We start from the raw sequence: 1,578 nt of genomic DNA, 5'->3' as shown, positions 1-1,578 counted from the left end.
GGCGATAGATTGAGCAGCAGTTGTTATCAGCCAGGTGCGGGCGAGGATCCAAGGACCATCCGGCAGAGGATGGATGGATTCGATCTCGCCGGCTTCAGCGGCCAGTCGGAGCGTCTTGGGCGCGATCTTCAGAAGCTTTGCGGCGTTGCCAAGGTTGAGCCATGGCTCGATCCCGTCCTCGGCGGGCTTGAACACCGGGATGTGGTAGTTCGAGCGCATTGACGTGACGCGCTCGCGGGTCCAGCGATTGCCGTTACCGGTCTTGAGGCCGTTGCGATTGAGGAGGCCGGCAATCAGATCGTCGCTGGCTATCAGCACTAGTTGACGCACGGCCTGGACGATATCGGCAGAGGTGCTGTTGCGCTGTCCGCGCCGGCGCTTCGGCAAGCGCAACTCGCTGTGGGCGCCCCCCACCCAATGGACCACGAGAACGATCTCCGAGGCCGCGTCGTCGACATCGGCCACGACCTCATGGATGAGGGTGCGCACAATGCGCTTCTTGAGGCGAGCATCCGTCGTCGGCGCATCCCAGACCGTTTTGAGTTGCGAGGCCAGAACGCCGAGCGAGGCTGGATCAGCAAGGGGTGCGGGCATCGCCGCATCATGCATGGTGATCTTGGCCTCAACCTCCGCCGCGTGAGCGAGCGCTCTGTTCCAGCGGGCTTCCAGCTCACTGGCCACCAGCCGGTTCGCGGGATCAGCGGCATCGTATTGCCGGAAAGCCCTGTCGGTGGCATAGCGCGCCGCTTCGAGGTCGCGACTGAGGGCATCGCGTACCTGATCGCGCCGTTCCCTGGCTCCCTGGGCGGCAGCGGTTGCGGCAGCGACAGCGCCCGGGCCGACGACTCCAAGCAGTGCTTCCTCGATGGCGTCATCGACGCGCACTCCGCCGAAGGCGATGCAGTGGGCCCCGCCATTGTCCATCCAGGCGCGGCTGCAGCTGTAGCGCGGGATATGGTTTTCCATGCCGGAGTACCGGAGTGTGAGCTTGCGACCGCAGCGCTTGCAGCGGATCAGACCGGCCAGCAGCGCGTTACCATGCTTGGGCGCGCCGTGATGCCGACTGGTGGGAACATTGCTGCTGATCATGGTGCGAATCGCCTCGAACTTCTCCCAGCTCACATACCCTTCGTGAGTGTTGGGCTTCAGCGTCAGCCATTCGTTCCGCGCCTTGCGGCGGATCTTCACGCTCACGCCCGCGGTGCTGTATCCCGCCGCCACAGCTGTCTTACCATAGGCATAGGCGCCGCCGTAGACCGGGTTCTCAATGATCCGGTGGATGGCAGAGTAGTTTGGTCGCCGCCAGGCCGTGTCGCCGTTGGTCTGCTTCACCGGCAGATCGAGATTGTACTCGTGGAGCCAGCAGAGCGCCTGTCGCGCGCTGCCCAGTTCCTCGACCTTGTCGAACACCAGCTTGATCGCTTCCTGGACGCGCCGATCCGGGTCTTTCTCATAACGGTCGCCGGCCTTCACGAAGCCGACCGGCGCTGTCACAACCAACTCGCCCCGGCGCGCCTTCTCGTAGCGGGCCGAGAGCGAGCGCTGGCGCAACAGATCCAGCTCGTACTCGTTGAGGCT

At 64.3% G+C, this 1,578-nt stretch carries 1 protein-coding gene; it reads right to left on the bottom strand.

Going from position 1 to position 1,578, the window contains the following annotated elements:
- Window positions 1-1,578 (bottom strand): recombinase family protein (locus CV770_RS41010; RefSeq protein ID WP_201760270.1); only part of this gene is annotated, 1,578 nt, incomplete at both ends.

This window comes from Bradyrhizobium sp. AC87j1 (genome assembly GCF_002936975.1).
Classification (GTDB): Bacteria; Pseudomonadota; Alphaproteobacteria; order Rhizobiales; family Xanthobacteraceae; genus Bradyrhizobium; species Bradyrhizobium shewense.
Note: the sequence above shows the minus strand (reverse complement) of the source record. Positions and strands in the feature narration are given on the sequence as shown.